Here is a 21,027-nt window from a genome sequence, read left to right as displayed (position 1 = left end):
GACCGCGGGTGGTGTGGAACGTATGTGAACGGCGACGGCGCGGGTGGCCACGCGGCCCCTGTCCGGAACCATGGTGATCACCAATGCGTTGGATCGCTTGAGCAGTTGAGTAAGGAGCGATCGCATGGCAGCCACACTGGACGAGATCACACGCGCTTGGCTTCAGGAGCCCAGGTTCTGGCAGATGGCCACCTTGAACCCGGACGGTTCGCCGCAGTTGACACCGATGTGGGCCGACCTGGAGGACGGCCTGGTGGTCATCAACACCTCGGTCGGCCGCATCAAAGAGGAGAACCTGCGGCGTGATCCCCGGGTGTCGCTGTGCTGCATGGACACCGAGAACCCGTACCACCGGGTGGAGATCCGGGGCCGCGCGGTCCGCTTCGTGGCGGGAGAGCCGGCCGTGCGGGTCATGGACCGGCTCGCTCAGAAGTACCTGGGCACGGAGACGTTTCCCTGGCTGGCCCCCGGCGAGGTGAGAGTGGCGGTCTACATCGAGCCGTATCACGTCCACCGTGTGGTCGGCGTTGAGAAGTTCCGGCCCGGAGTGCTGCCGGACGCGTGAGCGTGATCTGTCCGAAGTCGGCTCTCACGAAGTCGGCACTCAGTCGTCAGGCGTCGTCGTGAGCGTCGACGTTCGTCAGGTATCGGGTCCGCGCGAGACGGATCTGGGCGAACCACTTCGCGTGCTGCCGGATCTGCCGTTCCTGGTAGTCGGCTTCGGTCCGCCACCAGATGCGCACCAACGATGTACGGCGCTTGCAGGCGACATCGGCCCGGGCCGTGGCGATTTCGGCTTGCGAGGGGGAATCCCCCGTCCACCGGGGGTCGTTGTTGGCGGCCATCGGGTCCGGGTAGCGGAAGCCCTCGGCACGCATACAGGCGCTCCAGCGGGCGAACGCCTTCACCACGTCCGGGTGGCGTTTGGCGCGCTCGTAGGTGTCGGCCGAGATCCGCTCCAAGCGGCCGAAGTCGGCTTTGGGCACGTTGCGCAGCAGTTCGCTGTGCGCCTCCTTCTCGCAGCCCGACGTGCCGTCCCTGCCGTAGGCGGCTGTCCGCTCCTTCGGGGTAAGGCCCTCCTCGCGCCGGGCGATCCATGCCTCGGCGGCCTCGGAGCGGGGATCGGGCAGGGGGTGATATCCGTACCGCTTCGCGGGCTCCGCTTCGATCAGTCCGTACCGATCGCGGTTCGGCCAGGACTCGGTGCGACGCTCGGGCAGCTTGAGCCAGTGGAATCCGCTGCGCGCCATGCAGGATCCGATCAGGCGGTCCTGCGCCACCGCGATGCGTGCCGCCTGAGGGCTGTCGAGGGTGTAGGCGTCGAAGGGAAGGACGAGGTTTCTCACCTCCCGTGTGGGGGCCGGGGGCCGGGGCGTGTGCTGCGCGGGGCTGCTGCCCGCTGGGTCGGCTTCGCCGCTGGAGCAGCCGGTGGCGACCAGGCACACGGCGGCCACGGCTGCCACGGCGGCCGGGCGAGCGTGCATCACATCAGCTCCCTGGGGAGCCGGGGCGCCCGCGTGGCGTGGCATATGGGCACCCCGGCGGAAATCAGGTGTCAGTTACACCACTTGTAGAGCGAGCTGGTCTTGTACCCGACCCGGTTGTTGGACAGATTGGCGTCCCAGCTCCACGGATCCATCTGGGTTTTCCGGCCGCGGTTCCAGTAGTCCGTCCACAGCGTCCAGTAGCAGCCGCGGGTGAGGTTCTTCACCGAGCGGATATGGTCGTTGACCTTCCCCCCATTGTTGAACCGGTTGTCGGACAGCTTCATGTCCGACTTGCAGAACTTCTTGTAGCCACCGGTGTAGTTCGTGTACTGGTACGCGTGCAGCGGCGCGGGGCACGCCGCCGCAGCGGTCGCGGTACCGCGTACGTGGTCCGGTGCGGCGGGGCTGGCCCCCGCCGTCGGCGCCAGGAGAAACGCGCCGGCGACCGCCATGGCCCCCGCGCCAAGCCCAAGTCGCATCTGCTGCCTCATATCAGGTTCGCCCCTTTCTTCCCGGGCCGACACCATCGGCCCGATATGGAAGATCCTGCCGATCGGGCCCAGCGAATGTCATGCGCAGGGGGCGACAGTTGCTTAGCTCTGCGTGCCAGCCTGGTGGTTACGCCCGAACCACCGCTATGACCGGCGCGGAACAGCTCGGTGGGACGACCGCTCGTACGCCCGGAGCTTCTCCGGCGTCAAGATCCAGTAGAACCCGTCGATCCCGTCCGGTCCCACGGTGATGGTCACCAGCGCGGTGGCGACACCCTCCTTGGCGGTCAGCAGCGCGGGAAGGCCATTGACCTCGACGATGCGGTACTCGTCCCAGGGGATGAACTTCTTGGCAAATGTGCTGATCCTGGCCACACGCAGGGCTCCCGTGACCGCGACCCGTGCCACTCCCCGCATGCCGTTGCCGTCCGCGTAGGCGACGACGTCGGCCGACAGCAGCTCCTCAAGGGCGTCGATGTCGCCGGTCGCCGCGGCGGCGAGGAAGGTTTCCAGCAGCCGCCGGAGCTCCGCCGTGTCGACGGGTTCACGGCGCTCGGCCGACAGTCGCTTACGGGACCGGCTGACGATCTGCCGTGTGTTGGCCTGGCTTAGCTGCAGAATGTTCGCGATCTGGTCGTACGGGTACTCGAATGCCTCGCGCAGCACGTAGGCCGCCCGCTCCACGGGGTTCAGTTTCTCCAGGAGGAACATCACGGCCAGCTCAAGGGCCTCGCCGCGCTCGGCACCGACGTGCGGATCCATGCTGGTGTCGATCGGCTCGGGCAGCCACGAGCCCACATGCGACTCGCGCCGCACCCGCGCCGACTGGGCCACGTTGATGGCCAGCCGTGTGGTCGCCGTCGCCAGAAAGGCCCCGGGATTCTCCACGACACTCCGGTCGGTGCCCTGCCAGCGCAGCCAGGCGTCCTGGACGACGTCCTCCGCCTCGTCCACGCTGCCCAGGATGCGGTAGGCGATGCCGAACATCCGGGGTCGCAGCTGCACGAAGGTCTCCGCCGCCTCGTCGAGCGAGTCAGGGGTGGGCTCGTCTGACCTGTTCATGCCGCCAATGCCTCCGCTGCTGGACCGACCCACTCCGTGCTCGTGGCAATCCTAGTAATTCGGGCGCGGTTCAGCGTCACCACTGGTCAGAGGAGTGAAGCGCGAGGCGTGAAGTGTGCTGACCTGCTACCTGCCGAGCCAGAGGTCGGGGCCGAAGACCTCGTAGTGGACGGCGGAGGGGTGCAGCCCCTGGTGGAGCAGATCGCCTCGTACCGCGCGCATGAAGGGCAGGGGGCCGCACAGGTAGGCGGTGGTGTCCTTCGGCAGGGCGAGGTGGTCGAGGGTGGCCCGGCCGGGTGACACGTTGGGGGCGGGGTGCTGGTCGGCGTTGTTCTCGTACCACAGGTGCAGAGTGGCGTTGGGCAGGCGGTCCACGAGTTCGGCCTGCTCATCGCGGTGAACGTGGTCGGCGGGTGTGCGGTCGGCATGGATGACGGTGACCGGGCGGGTGGAGCCGGCCAGGGCGAGGTGGTCGAGCATCGAGAGCATGGGGGTGATGCCGATACCGGCGGAGGCGAGGAGGAGCGGGGTGTCGGCGTCGGGCAGGACGAGATCGCCGGCGGGCAGGGACACCTCGAGGAGGTCTCCGGGGCGGGCATGGGCGTGGAGCCAGGAGGAGACCTCGCCGTCGGGAACGGTGCCGTCGGCGGACTTCTCGCGCTTGACGGTGATGCGCCAGGTCTTCTGTCCGGGGGCGGTGGACAGGCTGTACTGGCGAATCTGGTGGCCGCCGTCCGGCAGTTCGACGCGGACGCTGACGTATTGCCCCGGCAGGAAGGCGGTGGCGGGCAGGGCGTCGGGGCGGCGCAGGACCAGGGAGACGGCGTCGGGGGACTCCTGGTGGCGCTCGGCCACTTCCATCTGCCGCCACACATCGCCGTCTTGGACCGCTGCCTGGGCATACAGACGGGCTTCCATGGCGATCAGGGAGTTGGCCATCAGCCAATAGACCTCGTCCCAGGCCGCGGCGGCCTGGGGGGTGACGGCGTCGCCGAGGACTTCGGCGATCGCCGCCAGCAGATGGCGGCCGACCAGGGTGTACTTGTCGGCGGTGATGCCCAGCGAGACGTGCTTGTGCGCGATGCGCGACAAGATGGCGTCGGGACGTACGTCGGGGCGTTCGACCAGCAGGGTGGCGAAGGCGGCCACCGAACCGGCCAGCGCCTCGCGCTGGGCGCCGTTGACCTGGTTGGCCCGGTTGAACAGATGCCGCAGCAGCTCCGGACGCTCCTCGAACATCCGCTGGTAGAACCGCTCCGTGATCGTGTTCAGGGAGGCCCCCACCGCCGGAAGCGTCGCCCGCACGACCGGGACCGCCTGCGTTGAAAGCATCAGACACACACCTCTAATCTGCATCTAAGATTCGCATTTTCGGCCGCGGAGACACCACACACGGCACGGTGAACCACATCGGGCATCGAGGCCGACGGCCGTGGCCGGTCAGCCCGGGGCGGTGCCCAGTGTCAGCAGTACCGGCCCCGTCGGCGAGGCCACCAGATCGGCCACGGTCACATGATCCAGCGAGGCATAGAACGCCTCCTGCGCCTCACGCAGCGCCCGCCGCAATCGACAGGCACCGGCCAGCGGACAGGGGGCCTCCCCCTCGCACACCACGGCCTCGCGATCCCCCTCCAGTGCCCGGATCAGCTCACCCACCCGCGCGCTCCGGCCCGCGTCGGTGAGCATCAGGCCGCCGTTGCGCCCGCGCCGCGCCTCGACGACCCCCAGGTGCCGCAGATGGGCGATCGTCTTCGCCATATGCGTATAGGGGACGTTCATGGAATCGGCGATGAGCCTCGTGGTCAGCAGTTCCTCGCCGTCCACGACGGCCAGGCGCATCACCGCCCGAAGCGCGAGATCCGTGTACCTGGTCAGCCTCACGCGCACACCCTAGCAATGTTGCATCTGTTATGCGTATTTTACGGAGTGTGCACTGCGTCACCACTGCGCCACCCGGGCCATGCCCGAGGAAGACGCAACATCTAAAGGCTTGACCGGAGGCGAAGCGGCTCCTACATTCCTCACACCCTCGAGGTAAATCGATTAACCACTCGTTAACCGCCTGGTTGGAGACACCCCGCAGTGCACTCACCGCTGACTAGGCGCGGCCTCCTCGCCGCCGGTTCCGGCCTCGCCGCCACGACCGTCCTGCCTGCCCTGTCCGGCTGCTCCCTGGTGGCCGCGGCGGACTCCGATCCCGATACGCTCGTCGTGCACAGCCAGCTGGGCACCACCGCGCCGGGATCGCCCACCTACCTCGCGTCCCTGGACCGTTTCCGCAAGGAGAATCCGGGGCTCAAGGTCAAGAACCTCATCAACGGCGACGACCTCGCGCAGGTCTACGAGACCTCACGGCTGGCCCGCAAGGAGCCGGACGTGGTGATGGTCAACCTCTATGACAAGACGCTGGCTTGGACAGACGTCGGCGCCACCGTCGACGTCAAGGGCTATATGAACGACTGGGGGCTGCGCGAGCGAGTGCGCCCCGAGGCCCTGGCCGCGTGGACCGATGCCAAGGGCAGGCTGCGGGCCTTCCCCTACTTCGCCACCAACTGGCCGATCGCCTACAACAGGGCGCTGCTGGACCGGGCGGGCGTCGACGCGATACCCACCACGGGTGACGAGCTGATCGCCGCGGCCCGCAAGCTGCGCGCCAAGGGGATCGCGCCCGTGACCGTCGGTGGCAACGACTGGACGGGGCAGAAGCTGCTCGCCCAGATCATTCAGACGTTTCTGACCGAGGACGAGGCCCGGCACGCCTACTCCACCGGGGACTTCGGCAGCCGGGGCGCCCGGGAGGGGATCGACTACTTCGTCACGCTGCGGGACGCGGGCGTCTTCGCCGACAAGGCGCAGGGCCTCACCTCTGACTTGATGACCACGCAGTTCAACACTCAGTCCGCGGCCATCGAGTCGGCGATGTCTTCGGCGCTGGCGAAGGTGCCCGAGGAGGTGGCCCGGCACACCGAGGTCGGCGGCTGGCCACTGACCGACGGCGCCGCGCACGACAAACCCACCATCCTGCGGACGTACACCCTGATCGGATTCTGGATCAGCCCGAACGGTGTCAAGAAGATCGACGCCGTCGAGAAGTTCCTGCGCTTCATGTACCACCCCGACACGGTCTCCCGGTTCATCAAGGAGAGCGGCCGCGACATGGCGCTGCGCTCCGACACCGTCAGCACGGACTTCCCGCTGGTCGCCGCCGCACAGCGGCTGGGCTCCAGGGTGAGCCAAGTGCTGCTGCCCGACGTATACGTCCCGCCCGCCGCCACCCAGCCGCTGATCACCGCGACCAGCACATCCTTCACCCGAGGCACCAGCGCCGCGAAGGTCCGAGCCGCGCTCGAAACCGCGTTCCGCTCCGCGTGACCCGCCCGCCCGCTCGTTCATATCCTCAAGCCCACCTCACGGAAGCCACCTCATGACGACGCTGACGTCGACCCCGGGCGGGGCCACGATCCGCCACCCCGCTCCGCCCTCCGCCACCACCGGTTCGCGCAACGCCCGACAGGACGGCACGATCCTCGCCGTCCCCGCGCTGATCTGGTACGCGATCTTCATGATCGGTCCGGTGATCGCCATCTTTGTGATCGCCGCCCTGCACTGGCCGGGGATGCTTCAGCCGGTGTCCTTCGCCGGTCTCGACAACGTCCGCACGGTCTTCGACGACCCCGTGTTCTGGGACGCGGTGAACAACACCGCCGTCCAGTTGGCCGTGGCGCTGCCGATCATGATCGTATGCGCCTATATGCTGGGCTACTACGTCGCGCAGAAGCCCCCCGGACACCGTGTCATCCGCTATCTGCTGTTCATCCCCGGTCTGATCTCCACCCCCGCCAAGGCCATGGTGTTCTACGCGGCGCTGTCCCCGGACGGGCTGGCCAACGGCGCACTGCAGTCCGTGGGGCTCGGTTCGCTCACCGATGCCTGGCTCGCCTCACCGTCGACGGCCCTGGCCTGTCTCATCGCCCTGGACATATGGAGCGGGATCGGCTTCACCGCCGTCCTGTTCGCCGCCCGGCTCGACAGCGTCCCGGACGAGCTCGGCGAGGCGGCGCAGCTGGACGGGGCCGGACACTGGCGGACCATGTGGCGCGTCCACTTCCCCGTGATCCGCGACTACGTCGGCGTCGTCACCATGCTGCAGTTCCTGTGGACCCTGTTCGGCTCGGCACAGCACGTTCTGCTGCTCACCCAGGGTGGTCCCGGCAGCTCGTCGACAACGCTGTCGTTCCTCGTGTACCAGAAGGCGTTCATCGCGGCTGATCTGGGTTACAGCCAGACCGTCGGCGTCATCCTCTTTCTGGCCGGGCTCGTCGGGCTGCTCGCCATCCGCCGTGCGTTTCGCCAGAGCTACTGATCGGAGCGGTCACCATGAAACTCAGCAAACGCTGGCTGCCCGCACACCTTCTGGTGTGGACCTACGCGGTGCTGCTGATCGTGCCGCTCTACTACTTCCTCGCCTCCGCGTTCAAGAGCAACGAGGAGATCTTCGCCCATCCCTTCGCGCTGCCGGACTCGCTCGGCTTCGACAACTTCCGGACGGCGTACGACAGCGCCTCCCTGGGCCAGGCCATCGTCAACTCGGCGCTGGTGACGGTCCTTGCTCTGGCGCTGACCCTGCTGCTGGCGCTGCCCGCGTCGTTCGCGCTCGCCCGGTCGACCGGGCGGCTGGCCTCGGCGATGGAGAAGGTGTTCTCGCTCGGCTTTCTGATCCCGACGTTCGCGGCGCTCTTTCCCACGTTCCTGCTCGCCGCGGCCACTGGACTGTTCCATACGCAGCTCTTCATGGTCCTCTTCCTGCCCGCGACCGCGATGCCGCTGTCGGTGGTGATCCTGGTGCAGTTCATGCGGACCATCCCGAGGGAGATGGAGGAGGCCGCCCGGATCGACGGGGCGTCCACCTACACGGTGCTGCGCCACATCTACACGCCGATGTGTCTGCCCGGCATCGCCACCGTGATCCTCCTGAACTTCCTGACGTTCTGGAACGAGTACCTGTACTCGCTCGTCATCATCGGCCCCGACCCCGACCAGCGCACCGTCCAGTCGGCCCTGCCCACACTCAAGGCGATCACCGGCACCGACTACGGTGTCCTCACCGCGGGCACCGTACTGACCCTCATCCCCGTATGGATCGTCTACACGGTGCTGCAGAAGCGTATGCAGCAGGCGCTCGTCAGCGGCGCGGTGAAGATGTGAGCGCACCCACCGGGAACGCACCCACCGGGAACGCGGCCACCGGGAAGCAGGGCCGCCGGCCCACCATCAAGGCGGTGGCGGCCGCCGCCGGGGTGTCGACGGCGGCCGTGTCCCAGGCATTCCACGGCAAGGGCCGGCTGTCGGAGCCGACCAGGCAGCGCATCCTGGACACCGCGGGAGAGCTCGGCTGGTCGCCGAGCGCACCCGCGGCCGCCCTGCGCAACGCCCGCACCCGCACCCTCGCGCTCGTCGTACGGCGCCCCACCGATGTGCTCGGCGCCGACCCGCACTTCAGCGAGCTGATCACCGGTATCGAAGGCGAACTGGCGCCCCGCGGCTACGGTCTGCTGCTGCATCTGGTCGCCGGGGCGCAGGAGGAGAACGCCCTCTACCGGCAGCTCATGGCCGAAGGCCGGGTCGACGGAGCCGTGCTGACGGACGCGCGCACAAACGACCCGCGCCCCGCTCTGCTGGCCCGCCTCGGCCTGCCCGCCGTGCTGCTCGGTCCGCCCGACCGGGCCGGCGGGGTGCCGAGCGTCGGCCTCGGCCACCAGGGCGCCGCCGTCGAGGAGGCCGTCCGCCACCTTCTCGACCTCGGACACCGGCGCATCGCCTATGTGGCGGGCCCCGCCGATCTCCAGCACACCCGGCTGCGGCGCGGTGTCTTCGAGACGGCGCTCAAGGCGGCCGGTCTGCGGCCGTACGCGGTGCTGCACACCGACTTCACCGAGGTGTCCGCCGTGGCCGCGACCCGGGCGCTGCTGGACACCCCCGACCGCGCCACGGCGATCGTCTACGCCAACGACTCCATGGCGGTATGCGGCATCGGCGCCGCCCAGCGCGACGGTCTGCGCGTCCCCGACGACCTGTCGGTGGTCGGCTATGACAACCTGCCGCTCGGCCGCTGGCTGCACCCGCGGCTGACCACGGTCGACCAGCAGGTGCAGCGGGTCGGCGCGGCCGCCGCCCGGCTGCTGCTGGCCCGCTGCGGCGAGGACGTCGAGGAGACGGTGCTCGACGACCGACCGCGTCTGGTCGTCCGCGAGTCCACCGGGCCCGCCCCCGTCTCCCCCGTCTCTTCCGCCTGATGCCTTCGGCGCCTCGGCGCCACTGACACCCGACAGATCCACGAGCATCCCCCACACCGCACCACGAGATCCGAGAAGGACCATGCGACGCCACAGCGCCCAGCTCACCCACCACCCCGCCGTCCTGCCCTGGCTCGGCGCCAACTTCTGGTCCCGCACCGGCGGGCCCCTGATGTGGCGCGACTACGACCCCAAGACGGTCCGCGCGGAACTGCGGGTGCTGCACGAGCACGGCCTGACCATGACCCGGTCGTTCTTCTACTGGCCCGACTTCCATCCGCAGCCGCACCGCATCGACGAGGCGCTGTGCGAACACTTCCGCGACTTCCTCGACGCCCACAGCGAGACGGGCATGGGGACGGTGCCCACTTTCATCGTCGGACATATGTCGGGCGAGAACTGGGACCCGGCCTGGCGCGGGGGCCGCGATCTGTACGAGGACGTGTGGATGGTCGGCCGCCAGGCGTGGTTCGTGTCCCAGATGACCCGCCGTTTCAAGGACCACCCGGCGGTCACGGGCTGGCTCATCACCAATGAGATGCCGGGATACGGCCGCGTCTACCAGGTGGATCCGCCCTCCTCCGAGGTGGTGACCGCCTGGGCGCAGGCCATGTGCAACGCCGTACGGGCCGCCGGTGGCACCCAGCCAGTCTCCCTCGGCGACGGCGCGTGGGGCATCGAGGTCACCGGCCGCGACAACGGTTTCTCGCTGCGCGAGACCGCCGAGTACGTCGACTTCGTCGGCCCGCATGTGTACCGCTCCGACACCGACCGGCCCCGTCAGCATCTGCGCGCCGCCTTCGAATGCGAACTGGCCTCGGTCACCGGACACCCCGTCGTCCTGGAGGAGTTCGGCCTCTCCACGGACACGGTGTCCGCCGAGAACGCGGCCGTCCACTACCGGCAGACCCTGCACAACTCACTGCTCGGTGGAGCCACGGGCTGGGTCGCCTGGAACAACACCGACTACGACGATCTGTGGGACCGCTCGCCGTACGACCACCACCCCTTCGAGATGCACTTCGGCATCACCGACGGCACTGGGGCCCCGAAAGCTCCGCTGCTCGAAATCGCCGAGTTCGCCGAGGTGTTGGCGGCCGTGGACTTCACCCGCTGCCGACGCGCCGACGCGGACGCGGCGCTGGTCGTGCCCGCCTTCCTGGAGCGCGGCTACCCCTACAGCAGGCCCGCCGACCGACCGCTGATCTTCACTTCCCTGCACCAGAGCTATGTCGCCGCCCGCGCCGCGGACCTGCCGGTGGGCTTCACCCGGGAGGCCGACGGCCTGCCCGGCGACGCGGCCCTGTATCTGCTGCCGGCCACCCGTCAGCTCACCACACGCACCAGGCGTGAGCTCGAACACCGCGCCCACGAGGGCGCCACGGTCTATCTCTCGTTCTGCTCCGGCGAACACCCCGGCACCCGCGGCCCGTGGTTCGACGACCTGGACGGGCTGTTCGGCGTCGAGCTGCAACTCTCCTACGGTGTCGCCGAGCCCATCGAGGACGATGTCCTGGAGATGACCTTCACCGCCGACTTCGGCGGGCTGACCGCGGGAGACACCCTGCGCTTCCCCGTGGCGGGCAACGAGGACAGCCGGGCGTATCTGCCGGTCCTCCCCCGCGATGCCCGTGTCGTCGCCGTCGACGCACACGGCCGGCCCGCCCTTCTGGTGCGCGACACCGGACGCGGCCGCACCGTCCTGGCCACCTACCCCCTGGAGCACATGGCCGCCCGTACCGCCCGCGTCAACCCGGAGGAGACCCACCGGCTGTACGCGGCGCTCGCCGATGTCGCCGGGGTCCGGCGCCCGGTGACGGTCGACAGCCCGTACGTCGGTGCGGACGTCGTCGTCCACCAGGACGGCCGCCGCTTCGTCTGGCTGGTCAGCCAGAGCTCCGCGGAGCTGACCGTCCGCCCCGTCGCCGACGGCACACTGCACGACCTCACGTCCGGCGCGCCGACCGCGGATGTCACACTCGCCCCGTACGGTGTCTGCGTCCTTGAGCTGAAGTGCTGGAGCTGAAAGTGACCGATCCCCTCTACCGCGACCCGTCCGCGCCCGTGCCGGAGCGGGTCCGCGACCTGCTGGCGCGTATGACGCTCACCGAGAAGGTCGGCCAGGTCAACCAGCGCATGTACGGCTGGGACGCCTATGAGCGCACGGCCGACGGCCACCGGCTCACCGACGCCTTCCGCGCCGAGGTCGCCACGTACGACGGCATGGGAGCCCTGTACGGGCTGCAGCGGGCCGACCCGTGGTCCGGTGTCGGCTTCGCCGACGGCATCACGGCGGCGGACGGGGCCCGGGTGGCCGACGCGGTGCAGCGCCACGTCATGGAGAACACCCGGCTGGGGATTCCGGTGCTCCTCGTCGAGGAGGTCCCGCACGGCCACCAGGCGCTGGACGGCACCGTGTTGCCGGTCAACCTCGCCGTCGGCGCCACCTGGGACCCCGAGCTCTACGAGGCCGCCTCGGCCGCCGCCGGCGCGGAACTACGGGCACGGGGCGGCCATGTGGCGCTCGTCTCGGCCCTCGACCTGGTGCGCGACCCACGCTGGGGCCGCGCGGAGGAGTGCTTCGGCGAGGACCCGTATCTGGCGGCCCGGCTCACCGAGGCGTTGGTGCGGGGCATGCGCAGCGCCGGGGCCGCCGTCGTGCTCAAGCACTTCGCCGGCCAGGGGGCCACCATCGGCGGGCGCAACAGCGCGGCCACCGAGTTGAGCACCCGCGAGTTGCACGAGATCCATCTGGCGGCGGCCATGGCCAGCGTACGGGCCGGTGCCGCCGGGGTGATGGCGGCCTACAACGAATTCGACGGCCTGCCCTGTGTCGCCAACCCGGCGCTGCTGACCGAACTCCTGCGGGACCAGTGGCGGTTCGAGGGGATCGTCATGGCGGACGGCTGCGCGGTCGACCGTCTGGTCCGGCTCGCGGGAGACCCGGTGGCCGCGGGTGCCCTGGCCCTGAACGCCGGATGCGATCTGAGCCTCTGGGACGCCTGCTATCCGCGGCTTGCCGAGGCGGTCGAGCGGGGGCTCGTCGCGGAGCGGACCCTGGACACCGCCGTGGCCCGGGTGCTGGCCCTGAAGTTCCGTCTGGGCCTCTTCGACCAGCCCTTCGGGGGTGCCGAAGCGCCTGGGGACCAGCGCTCCGGTCCGAGCGAGCTGAGTGAGCGCATCGCCCGCGCGTCGATCACGCTGCTCGCCAACGACGGAGGGGTCCTGCCGATCGCACCATCGGCCCGCCGGATCGCCGTCCTCGGCCCGAACGCCGACTCGATCGCCCAGCAGATCGGCGACTACACCGCGCCGCAGCGGCCCGGCTCCCACCACGTCACGGTGCTGGACGGCATCCGGTCGGCCGCCCCGCCGGACACCGAGGTCACCTATGCGCGGGGGTGTGAGCTGGTGGGCGGCGACCTCTCCGGTGTCCCGGAGGCGACGGCGGTGGCGGCAGCGGCGGACATCGCGGTGCTCGTCCTGGGCGGGTCGAGCGCCCGGTCGGGCGACACCGTCTTCGACTCCAACGGCGCGGCCGTCGTCACCTCCGCCAACCCGGTGGACATGACCTGCGGAGAGGGCGTCGATCTGGCCGATCTACGCCTTCCCGAGGGGCAGTTGGCGCTTGTGGACGCGGTGGCGGCCACGGGCGTGCCGGTCGTCGTGGTGCTCGTACAGGGCCGTCCGCACGCCGTGCCCGACCTTCCCGGCACCGCAGGGGCCGTGCTGAGCGCCTGGTACCCGGGCCCGTGGGGCGGCCGGGCCGTCGCCGACGTGTTGTTCGGCGCGGCGGAGCCGGAGGGGCGGCTGCCGGTGTCGGTGCCGAGCTCGGCCGCCCAACTGCCCGTGTTCTACAACGCCAAGGATCACGGCTACCGCGGCTATGTGGACCAGCCCGCCACCGCCCGGTACGCCTTCGGCCACGGCCTGTCGTACACCACCGTCGGCTACACGCCACCACGGCTGTCACGCGCCCGGGTGACTCCGGACGATCCCGCCCTCATCTGCCGGGTCAGCGTACGCAACACCGGGGAGCGGCCGGTACGCGAGACGGTCCAGCTCTACGTACGGCGGCTGTCGGGCGGGTCCTCGTGGCCCCGCATACGCGAGCTGCGCGGCTTCGCCCGCCTCGATCTGGGGCCCGGGGAGGAGGCCGACGCCGTGTTCGAGATCGACGCCGACACCCTCGGCTCCGTCACCCGGGACCTCGACCTCGCCGTCGAACCCGGGGAACTCCTGGTGGAGACCGGGCCGTCATCCGACCGGACGCAGGGGGCGAGGCTGGTGATCGCGAACCCGGGCTGATCACCCACTCGTGCCACCGGGCGGTAGTTACATCGGGGCTCGTGCGAGATGCGCGGCTCCGAGGAGTTCCGCGTTTTCGGCGAGCCGGCCGAGGGTGATGGTCAGCGCGCGATGGGCCCCGTCGGGCATGTGGCGGCGCAACCCGTCGTGAAGGCCCTCCATGACGGGAGCGGCGGCGGGGCCGAGCGTGCCGTCCACGACGATCAACTCGGGGTTGAGCATGACGCAGGCGGGGGCGAGGTGGCGTCCGACGAGGCGGCCGAAGTCGTCGAGGACACGGCGGACGGTCGCCTCGCCCTGCGCGGCGAGGCCGAGGACGTCGTAGATGTTCACGTCCGGGCCGAACAGCGGGCGGGCGGCTTCCAGGACGTGGTCGGTGGTGGCGACCACGCCGAGGCATCCACGGGCACCGCAGCGGCACATGGGGCCGGCCGAGTCGACATGGAGATGGGACAACTCGCCGGCCAGGCCGTTCGCTCCGCGCACGAGCTGCCCGTTGACGATGAGCCCGGCACCCATTCCGGTGACCAGCTTCAGATAGATCACGTGGCGCCGCCCGCGTGCCGCGCCGAACGCCAGCTCGCCGAGGGCAGCGAGGTTGCACTCGTTGTCGATGGTCGCAGGTACGTCGAAGGCCCTGGTCAGATCGGGTGCCACATCCCTGAACAGCCACGCGGCCGCGGGCGGGCGGCCCGAAGGCCGGGGATCGGGCGCCGACTCGAGCCGTGCGAGCCCGGCCCCCTGCCGGTAGGGGACGGGCAGGCCGAGCACCACGCCGCCCAGTGGCGCCGTGCTGTGTGCGTCGTCGCGGGCCCTGGTCAGCAACCGGGCGGACTCGGCGACGATATCCGGGCACTGCAGCCAGTCGTACGGAGTCTCGATCCGCCCGAGTATCCGGCCATCGGTGGAGACGAGCGCGGCGCGGGCGACTCGGTGCGTGATGACGACGGCGCCGACGAGGGAGGCGTGCCTGACGAGGCGCAGCCTGGCGGCGGGACGGCCCCGCCGATGTGCCTCCTGCGCCGCGGAGCCGGGTTCCTCCTCCAGCAGTCCGCGCGCCAGGAGCCGGGCCGTTGCCCCGGTGACCGTGGACAGCGGCAGTTCCGCGAGGCGGGCGAGCTGGGAGCGGGTGAGGGCTTCGCGCCGGCCGAGCAGTTCGACGACGCTCCGCTCGGCGCCGCGTGGGCCCGCCGGGGCGCGCTGTTCCGTCACGGCCGCAGCCTACGGCCATTACAACCGATTCGGCGAATATTACGCCGAACCGCAATGGGCAACTCGTTGTATCCGGACCCCGGGGCGACGTCTACTTTTCCGCGGCGCGATCACACGCCACAGGGCCCCGCTGAACAGCCGCGAGCCCGCCCGTCCGCTTCCCCCCGGTGCACCTCGAGGAGAGCCATGCCCGAAACCCACGCCCGCTCCGCCGGGCCCACGCGACGTCAGATGCTCCTCGGCGGTGCCGCCGCGGCCGGTACGGCTCTGGGTTCGGAACTGCTCGACGCCGGCCCCGCGGCGGCGGCCGACACCTCGTCCACCGCCACCGCCCAGGCCGTCGTGGACCTCACCCGGCCGACATCGCCATTCCCTCATGTGTGGGAGCGCGTGGTCGGCGGCGACTGGGCCAAGCAGGCGCTGCGCCGCGACTACCAGGACCAGCTGTTCGACTGCCACGACGAGCTGGGGATCGAGTCGCTTCGCTTCCACGGCGTCCTCAACTCCTCGATGAGCACCTACTTCCCGACCGTGAACGGGCGGCCCCGCAATCCGGCGCTCTCCAAGGACGACTACTCGTTCTTCAACGTCGACCAGGTCTACGACGCCCTCGTCGATCGCGGTATGCGCCCGTACGTCGAGCTGAGCAGCATGCCGGCGAGTCTCCAGGCGTCCGCCCCCGCCTTCAGCCTCTTCCTTTACGACTTCAACCAGATGGAGCCGAAGGACTACGCGCTCTGGGGCAAGGTCGTCGGCGACTTCGCGCGGCACATGGTGGACCGGTACGGCATCCGCGAGGTCCGCAGCTGGCCGTTCGAGGTCTGGAACGAGCCGAATCTGTTCCCCTTCTTCAACGGGGACCAGCAGGCCTATTTCAAGCTCTACCAGTACGCGGCGGAGGCCATCAAGAACGTCGACGCGAGCCTGAAGGTCGGTGGCCCGGCCACCTCGGCCGGACAGGTGACCTTCGGCCCGCCCCGTTCGCCGGGGGTGAAGTACTACCGCGAGTTCATGCAGTGGGCCACCGCGAAGGGTGTCCCGGTCGACTTCGGCAGCGCCCACGGCTACGAGACCGACACCGGGACGGGGCCGCAGGGCCCGGCGTCGTTCTTCCGGCAGAACCGCGCCGACACGCCGTCCGGCGTGCCGCTCTACATCTCCGAGACCAACGTAGCCGCCGACCTCGGCAACCCCGCCCTGGACCGGTCCGACGCGGCGGCGAGCTTCCTCCGCACGATCATCGAGACCACCGGGGTCGTCGACGCCCTGGCCTACTGGTCGTTCACCGACATCTTCGAAGAGCTCGGCCAGGCCGACAAGCCGTTCCACGGCGGGTTCGGGCTGCAGACCATCCACGGCGTCAAGAAGCCCGCCTACCGGCTGCTCCAGCTTCTGCACGCGGTGGGCGACCGCCGCGCGCCCCTGACCCTGTCCAACGCCCCGGCCACGGTGGGCGGCATCGCCGTCACCGGCAGCGCACACGGTGGCGGCAGTGGCGGTGGCGGTGTGGATGTTCTGCTCTACAACCACGCGCTCGCCACCGGCGACGGCAGCGCCCCCGTCCCGGCCCAGCCCGCGACCCTCACCGTCACCCTGCGCGGCGTACGGCCCGGGGCCCGGGCACGGGTCCGGCGGATCGACGAGGACCACGCCAACCCGTACCAGGAGTGGATCGAGCTCGGCTCGCCGGAGTATCCGACCCGCCGGCAGCTGCGTGACATCGAGAACGCGAGCGACGTCGTGAGCCGGCCCCTCGAACTCAAGACAGACCACGGATCCGATGTCGCCCGCTTCACCCTCACCCTGCCCGCCGAGGGCGTCGCCGCGGTCCACATCGGCTAGCCCTCGGCGAGCGCGCCGAGTTGTCCGGTTGTGCACTTTCCGTGACCCAACATGCTCCATAGGCTCACGTTGGCCTGTTTGCCGCTTTCAGGAGGTGTCGTGCCGGACCCCAAGATGTACTGCTACACCTGCCAATCCACAAGGCGCCGTGCAGCAGACCGTCGAGCGTGTGCTGCACGGCGCCACCATGAGTGCGGCGCTCCCCCTACCCGGCCACCGGGCGCAGCACGGTCGGTGGCTGGGTGTCCGGGGGCAGCTGGACGGCCAGGCCGTCGGTGTTCTGGACGAGGGCGAGCTGGGAGATGGCGTTGACCAGGGTCACGGTGTCGCCCTTGGTGGTCAGCTGCCAGCGTTGGGTGCGGGTGCTGTCCGAGCAGGTCTGCTGGGTGATGGTGGCGCCCGCCTCCAGTGGTGCGCCCAGGTAGCGTCTGCCGCTGACCATGTCGAGGCAGTTGCCGGTGGTGGTGCCACCGCGGACCGCGCGGATGCGGTAGTAGCCGTCGGGGGTGGCCGAGAGCGCCCAGGTGGCGTCGGGGTCGGCCGCCAGTTTGGCCGGGGCTCCTTGCGTGGTGCCCGACGTGGTCAGCCGCTTGGTCGAGCCGGGGAGGGTGAGGGCGTAGGCGCCGTCCTTCAGCGGGAGGCGTGTCACGTTGTTCCAGCCGGGGGCGTGGCCGAGCCGGCCCGCGAGGTCGGCGAAGCCGGTGTAGGTCGCGGCGGGTTTGGGACTGCCCCAGGTGGCCTGGGAGATGAAGCGCAGCGGCAGATACGCGTCGGCCTCGACCTCGTTCTCGGTCTGTTCGGACGCGAAGTCGGGCCACATGGTGATCTTGGCGCCGCTGACCTGCGGCTGGGTGCCGGTCAGTGTCTCTCCCTCGAAGCGCAGGGGTGTCCAGTCGCTGTCGTACAGGGACTGGGTTCTCATTTTCGAGCCGCCGCGGATCAGATAGAGGGAGTAGGCGGAGTTCATGACCTGGTGGCCCTGCGCGAGGAGCGCGGAGGGCGGCTGCTCGGCCTCGGGGGTCCAGTGCTCGACGTCGATGTTCTTGTCGAGGGGGATGGTGTTGTCGCCGGTCAGTCCGTCGTTCCAGATCCGCAGGGTTCTGCCGGCGGCCCGCACATGGGCGTTGACGCGGTTGACGAAGTCGATGAACGCGTCCTGCGGGGTGGCTGACGCGCCGTACTTCGCCTTCGCGTAGGCGGCTATCTGCGGGTAGGCGGCGTAGTCGGAGCCGAGCATGTACTCGTCGGCGCCCATGTGCCAGTACGGGGTGTCCCAGACGGTCAGGGCCTCGTCGAGGAGCCCGGTGTAGAAGGCGTAGGCCTCGGGCCGGGTGATGTCCAGCCGCGACGGCGACTTGGCGCCGGAGGAGTCGGTGAGTTGCAGTTCGGGGTGGTTCTGCAGATAGGGGTCGATGTGCCCGGGTGAGTTGATCTCGGGTACGAGGGTGATGTGGTATTTCTTCGCCATGGCCGAGAGCTGTCGTATCTCGTCCTTGGTGTAGTAGCCCCAGAACTTGGTCTTCGGGTAGTCGTCGCTGGCGACTTTCGCCTCGATCCACAGCTGGTTGAGCTTCAGATACGACATCTCCCGCATCAGCCGCTCGAACCAGGGCATCGAGATGTGGATGTAGCAGGCGCACACTCCCACACCGCGTTCGGGGTACTGGGGGACGTCGACCGTCCGGCCGCGCGGCATTGTGGTCTGGCCGTGGAGCAGCTGCAGCACGGTGCGGGTGCCGAGGAACAGCCCGTCGTCGGTCGCTCCGGTGATCCGGACGGTGTCGGAGACGAGAAGTTCGTATCCCTCCGCGCCGAGTTCTCGGGCGGCGGGGTCGAGGCGCAGGACCAAGTCGCCGGCGCGGGGCTCTCCCCCGGTGACCACGGGCAGTTTGAGTCCGGTGGCGGCGGCCAGGTCGTCGGCGAAGGTGGCCGCGTCGGTCTGGGCGCGTTTGACCGGGGTCCGTGTGGCCGAGGCGCCTTTGGCCGGGGCCTGTTTGGCCGCGGGCGCGACGATACGGGAGCCCTGTTGCAGCTGGAGGGTGCCGGATCCGGCGGTCCACCCCGTCAGGGCCGGTATCACCTCCGGTGTGGTGGCGGTGGGGGCGGCAGCGGCGGACGCGGGGGTGTGCGCCGAGGCCGGCAGGGCCGGCGGTACGAACAGGGCCAGGGCGGCCAGAAGGCAGACGGCCCAGCGGCGGTGTCTTCGCGCGGCACGCATTCGTTGGATCACTGTGTCCATCGGCATGAGGGTTGTTACCCACTTCCCAGCGGCGAACACGCTTACTACTCTCGTCGGCCATGACCGGTGTCACGGCATCGAGAGGCGAACACATCCGATGAATCTGTTCCGACGCTCGAGGAGAAGCGGTCTGCGCCGCGCCATGATCGCCGCCGCGATCGCGGCACTGACCGGGGTGACGGCCCTGCCGCCCGCGACCGCCACGGCTGCCGCGACCAAAGAGGAAACCGGTGCAACGGGGTGTCAGGAGCCCGTGACACCCGCGCCGGTCATGGCCGTGGAGGAGTGCGACAGTCCGGCGCGGATCGTCGAGAAGGCCGCCAACATCGTGCCGCGCCCGTCCCAGGTGGCGTGGCAGCAGCGCGACATCGTCGGCTTCACCCACTTCGGGATGAACACCTTCACCGACCGCGAGTGGGGCTCGGGCATGGAGAAGGAGTCACGCTTCACCCCGTCGAACGTCGATGTGGACCAGTGGATGCGTGCGTACCGGGCGATGGGGGCCAAGCAGGTCATCTTCACCGCCAAGCACCACGACGGCTTTGTCCTCTACCCCACCCGCTACAGCAACCACTCCGTGATCGCCAGCCCTTGGTGGGTCAGCACCGCGGGCTGCGACCAGGCCGGGGAGGCCACCGCCGCCCGGGCCGCGGCCGAGCAGAAGCGTGACACCGACCCCTCCGCGTACTGGCGGGCCCGGGAGGCGGGCTGCGAACGGCAGGGCGGGGACATCCTCGGCACATACGTCCGCGCGGCCCGTGCGGCGGGGCTGCGGGTGGGGGTCTATCTGTCGCCGTCCGACGGGGCCGAACTGCCCCGGGCATGGCACAAGGACACCTACATCCCGGCGATCAAGGCCAAACCGGCCGACTCGCGCTCGACCGCCGAGAAGGCCACGCTGGAGGACGCGCCCGCGAGCCCGGCCGGCCAGGGCCGGTACGGCAACTCCAGCACGCCCACGGCGCGTACGATCCCGACCCTGGTCCCCGGCGACGACCGGGCCCGCGCGGTGGCGCGGGGCACCCTGCCGACGTTCGAGGTCGTCGAGGACGACTACAACGCCTACTACCTGAACCAGCTCTACGAACTGTTCACCCAGTACGGGCCGATCGACGAGCTGTGGCTGGACGGCGCCAACCCATGGGCCGGTTCGGGCATCAGCGAGAAGTACGACTTCACCACCTGGTTCTCGATGATCAAGGCGCTGTCGCCGGACACCGTGGTCTTCGCCGGGCCGCAGGGCACCCGGTGGGTGGGCAACGAAGCGGGCGTGGCGCGGACCGGCGAGTGGAGCGTCGTACCGGCGACGGGCGACCCGGACACGGCGCACAACGAGGGGCTGATCCCCGGTGGCGCATGGGCCGAGGACATCGGTTCCCGGGCGGTGCTCGGCCGGTCCGATGTGCGCTATCTCCAGTGGTTCCCGGCCGAGGCTGACTCCTCGATCAGGCCCGGCTGGTTCTACCACCCCGGCGAGCGGCCGCAGTCGGCGGCCCAGCTGGTCGACAAGTACCGGCAATCCGTCGGACGCAACGCCGTGATGCTGCTCAACGCGCCGCCCGGCACGGACGGGCGGATCGCCGACGCCGACCTCGCCTCGCTCACCTCCTTCGGCACGGCCGTCCGCGACACCTACCGCACCAACCTGCTGGCGCCCGGAAAGGACGCGACGGGCGCCGCGCTGTCCGACGAGGACCTGTCCACCGGCTGGTCCCCGGCGGGCCAGGCCACCACGGGCAGCGTGGTCCTGGACCTGCCCCGGGCACAGAGCTTCGACCAGATCCTGCTCCGCGAGAACATCGCCCGGGGCCAGCGGGTCGAGGAGTTCGCGGTGGACACCTGGGACGGCACCGGATGGGTACAGGCGGCGAGCGGTACGACCGTCGGCTACAGCCGGATCCTGGTGCTGGGCGCACCGGTGCGCACCGACCGGGTGCGGATCCGCGTCCTGGCCGCGCGGGCCACGCCGCAGCTGGCGACGGTGGGCCTGTACCGTACGGTCGCGCCGTCCTCCTCCAACCCCTCGTGACGCTTGACCTTGCCCAAAGGTCAAGGCCGACAGTGTCCGTGGCGACCGAGCCACGGACGAGAGG

The 21,027-nt window shown here is 69.9% G+C and carries 16 protein-coding genes; 9 read left to right on the top strand and 7 right to left on the bottom strand.

All coding sequences use genetic code 11. The features are described from left to right. Positions 1 to 124: 124 nt before the first annotated feature. The gene (locus tag ACWDSL_RS29115; protein ID WP_358636984.1) at positions 125 to 565 is read left to right on the top strand and encodes a PPOX class F420-dependent oxidoreductase; all 441 of its coding nucleotides are present in this window, start codon (positions 125 to 127) and stop codon (positions 563 to 565) included. A gap of 46 nt (positions 566 to 611) precedes the next feature. On the opposite strand, the gene ACWDSL_RS29110 is transcribed toward ACWDSL_RS29115, so the two are convergent. The 5 genes from ACWDSL_RS29110 to ACWDSL_RS29090 form a co-directional block, all read right to left on the bottom strand. After that, positions 612 to 1,484: a hypothetical protein gene (locus ACWDSL_RS29110; RefSeq protein WP_450490358.1), complete on the bottom strand. Its 873-nt coding sequence runs from the start codon at positions 1,482 to 1,484 to the stop codon at positions 612 to 614. A 71-nt stretch (positions 1,485 to 1,555) separates the two neighbouring features. Continuing rightward, positions 1,556 to 1,966, bottom strand: a complete 411-nt coding sequence (locus ACWDSL_RS29105; RefSeq protein ID WP_450490356.1) for a hypothetical protein — start codon at positions 1,964 to 1,966, stop codon at positions 1,556 to 1,558. A gap of 156 nt (positions 1,967 to 2,122) precedes the next feature. After that, a complete protein-coding gene (locus ACWDSL_RS29100) occupies positions 2,123 to 3,040 on the bottom strand; it encodes a sigma-70 family RNA polymerase sigma factor (protein WP_450490354.1) in 918 nt (305 codons plus the stop codon). A 126-nt stretch (positions 3,041 to 3,166) separates the two neighbouring features. Then, positions 3,167 to 4,372 (bottom strand): globin domain-containing protein, encoded by a 1,206-nt coding sequence (locus tag ACWDSL_RS29095; protein WP_450490353.1) that lies wholly within the window; start codon positions 4,370 to 4,372, stop codon positions 3,167 to 3,169. Between the two features lie 108 nt (positions 4,373 to 4,480). Then, positions 4,481 to 4,921, bottom strand: coding sequence for an RrF2 family transcriptional regulator (locus tag ACWDSL_RS29090; protein WP_450490351.1), 441 nt, complete (start codon positions 4,919 to 4,921; stop codon positions 4,481 to 4,483). Between the two features lie 201 nt (positions 4,922 to 5,122). Between ACWDSL_RS29090 and ACWDSL_RS29085 the strand changes: the two genes are divergently transcribed. From ACWDSL_RS29085 to ACWDSL_RS29060, 6 genes are all read left to right on the top strand, one after another. Beyond that, positions 5,123 to 6,412 (top strand): ABC transporter substrate-binding protein, encoded by a 1,290-nt coding sequence (locus ACWDSL_RS29085; RefSeq protein ID WP_450490349.1) that lies wholly within the window; start codon positions 5,123 to 5,125, stop codon positions 6,410 to 6,412. Between the two features lie 52 nt (positions 6,413 to 6,464). Continuing rightward, a complete protein-coding gene (locus ACWDSL_RS29080; RefSeq protein ID WP_450490347.1) occupies positions 6,465 to 7,403 on the top strand; it encodes a carbohydrate ABC transporter permease in 939 nt (312 codons plus the stop codon). 14 nt (positions 7,404 to 7,417) lie between these two features. Then, positions 7,418 to 8,245 (top strand): carbohydrate ABC transporter permease, encoded by an 828-nt coding sequence (locus ACWDSL_RS29075; RefSeq protein WP_450490345.1) that lies wholly within the window; start codon positions 7,418 to 7,420, stop codon positions 8,243 to 8,245. Then, positions 8,176 to 9,333, top strand: a complete 1,158-nt coding sequence (locus tag ACWDSL_RS29070) for a LacI family DNA-binding transcriptional regulator (RefSeq protein WP_450490343.1) — start codon at positions 8,176 to 8,178, stop codon at positions 9,331 to 9,333. The genes ACWDSL_RS29075 and ACWDSL_RS29070 overlap by 70 nt, the downstream gene beginning before the upstream one ends. Before the next feature lie 82 nt (positions 9,334 to 9,415). Continuing rightward, positions 9,416 to 11,359 (top strand): cellulase family glycosylhydrolase, encoded by a 1,944-nt coding sequence (locus tag ACWDSL_RS29065; RefSeq protein ID WP_450490341.1) that lies wholly within the window; start codon positions 9,416 to 9,418, stop codon positions 11,357 to 11,359. A 2-nt stretch (positions 11,360 to 11,361) separates the two neighbouring features. Next, the gene (locus ACWDSL_RS29060; protein WP_450490339.1) at positions 11,362 to 13,641 is read left to right on the top strand and encodes a glycoside hydrolase family 3 N-terminal domain-containing protein; all 2,280 of its coding nucleotides are present in this window, start codon (positions 11,362 to 11,364) and stop codon (positions 13,639 to 13,641) included. Positions 13,642 to 13,668: 27 nt separating this feature from the next. Here the strand turns inward: ACWDSL_RS29060 and ACWDSL_RS29055 are convergent, their stop codons facing one another. Next, positions 13,669 to 14,853: an ROK family transcriptional regulator gene (locus tag ACWDSL_RS29055; RefSeq protein ID WP_450490337.1), complete on the bottom strand. Its 1,185-nt coding sequence runs from the start codon at positions 14,851 to 14,853 to the stop codon at positions 13,669 to 13,671. A 186-nt stretch (positions 14,854 to 15,039) separates the two neighbouring features. Between ACWDSL_RS29055 and ACWDSL_RS29050 the strand changes: the two genes are divergently transcribed. Then, complete coding sequence (locus tag ACWDSL_RS29050; RefSeq protein ID WP_450490335.1) at positions 15,040 to 16,695, top strand: GH39 family glycosyl hydrolase; 1,656 nt, start codon at positions 15,040 to 15,042, stop codon at positions 16,693 to 16,695. A 205-nt stretch (positions 16,696 to 16,900) separates the two neighbouring features. On the opposite strand, the gene ACWDSL_RS29045 is transcribed toward ACWDSL_RS29050, so the two are convergent. Continuing rightward, positions 16,901 to 18,934: a family 20 glycosylhydrolase gene (locus ACWDSL_RS29045; protein ID WP_450490333.1), complete on the bottom strand. Its 2,034-nt coding sequence runs from the start codon at positions 18,932 to 18,934 to the stop codon at positions 16,901 to 16,903. 142 nt (positions 18,935 to 19,076) lie between these two features. On the opposite strand from ACWDSL_RS29045, the gene ACWDSL_RS29040 reads away from it, so the two are divergent. Then, positions 19,077 to 20,963 (top strand): alpha-L-fucosidase, encoded by a 1,887-nt coding sequence (locus ACWDSL_RS29040; RefSeq protein WP_450490362.1) that lies wholly within the window; start codon positions 19,077 to 19,079, stop codon positions 20,961 to 20,963. Positions 20,964 to 21,027 lie beyond the last annotated feature (64 nt).

The organism is Streptomyces sp. NPDC000941 (assembly GCF_053599555.1).
The sequence above is the reverse complement of the archived record's forward strand: the minus strand, read 5'-3'. Positions and strand labels throughout refer to the sequence as shown.

Bases quoted from the DNA above. Each gene is read 5' to 3' on its own strand.
- ACWDSL_RS29115 (WP_358636984.1), top strand. From the start codon at position 125: ATGGCAGCCACACTGGACGAGATCACACGCGCTTGGCTTCAGGAGCCC.
- ACWDSL_RS29110 (WP_450490358.1), bottom strand. From the start codon at position 1,484: ATGCACGCTCGCCCGGCCGCCGTGGCAGCCGTGGCCGCCGTGTGCCTG.
- ACWDSL_RS29105 (WP_450490356.1), bottom strand. From the start codon at position 1,966: ATGCGACTTGGGCTTGGCGCGGGGGCCATGGCGGTCGCCGGCGCGTTT.
- ACWDSL_RS29100 (WP_450490354.1), bottom strand. From the start codon at position 3,040: ATGAACAGGTCAGACGAGCCCACCCCTGACTCGCTCGACGAGGCGGCG.
- ACWDSL_RS29095 (WP_450490353.1), bottom strand. From the start codon at position 4,372: ATGCTTTCAACGCAGGCGGTCCCGGTCGTGCGGGCGACGCTTCCGGCG.
- ACWDSL_RS29080 (WP_450490347.1), top strand. From the start codon at position 6,465: ATGACGACGCTGACGTCGACCCCGGGCGGGGCCACGATCCGCCACCCC.
- ACWDSL_RS29075 (WP_450490345.1), top strand. From the start codon at position 7,418: ATGAAACTCAGCAAACGCTGGCTGCCCGCACACCTTCTGGTGTGGACC.
- ACWDSL_RS29070 (WP_450490343.1), top strand. From the start codon at position 8,176: ATGGATCGTCTACACGGTGCTGCAGAAGCGTATGCAGCAGGCGCTCGT.
- ACWDSL_RS29065 (WP_450490341.1), top strand. From the start codon at position 9,416: ATGCGACGCCACAGCGCCCAGCTCACCCACCACCCCGCCGTCCTGCCC.
- ACWDSL_RS29050 (WP_450490335.1), top strand. From the start codon at position 15,040: ATGCCCGAAACCCACGCCCGCTCCGCCGGGCCCACGCGACGTCAGATG.
- ACWDSL_RS29045 (WP_450490333.1), bottom strand. From the start codon at position 18,934: ATGGACACAGTGATCCAACGAATGCGTGCCGCGCGAAGACACCGCCGC.
- ACWDSL_RS29040 (WP_450490362.1), top strand. From the start codon at position 19,077: ATGATCGCCGCCGCGATCGCGGCACTGACCGGGGTGACGGCCCTGCCG.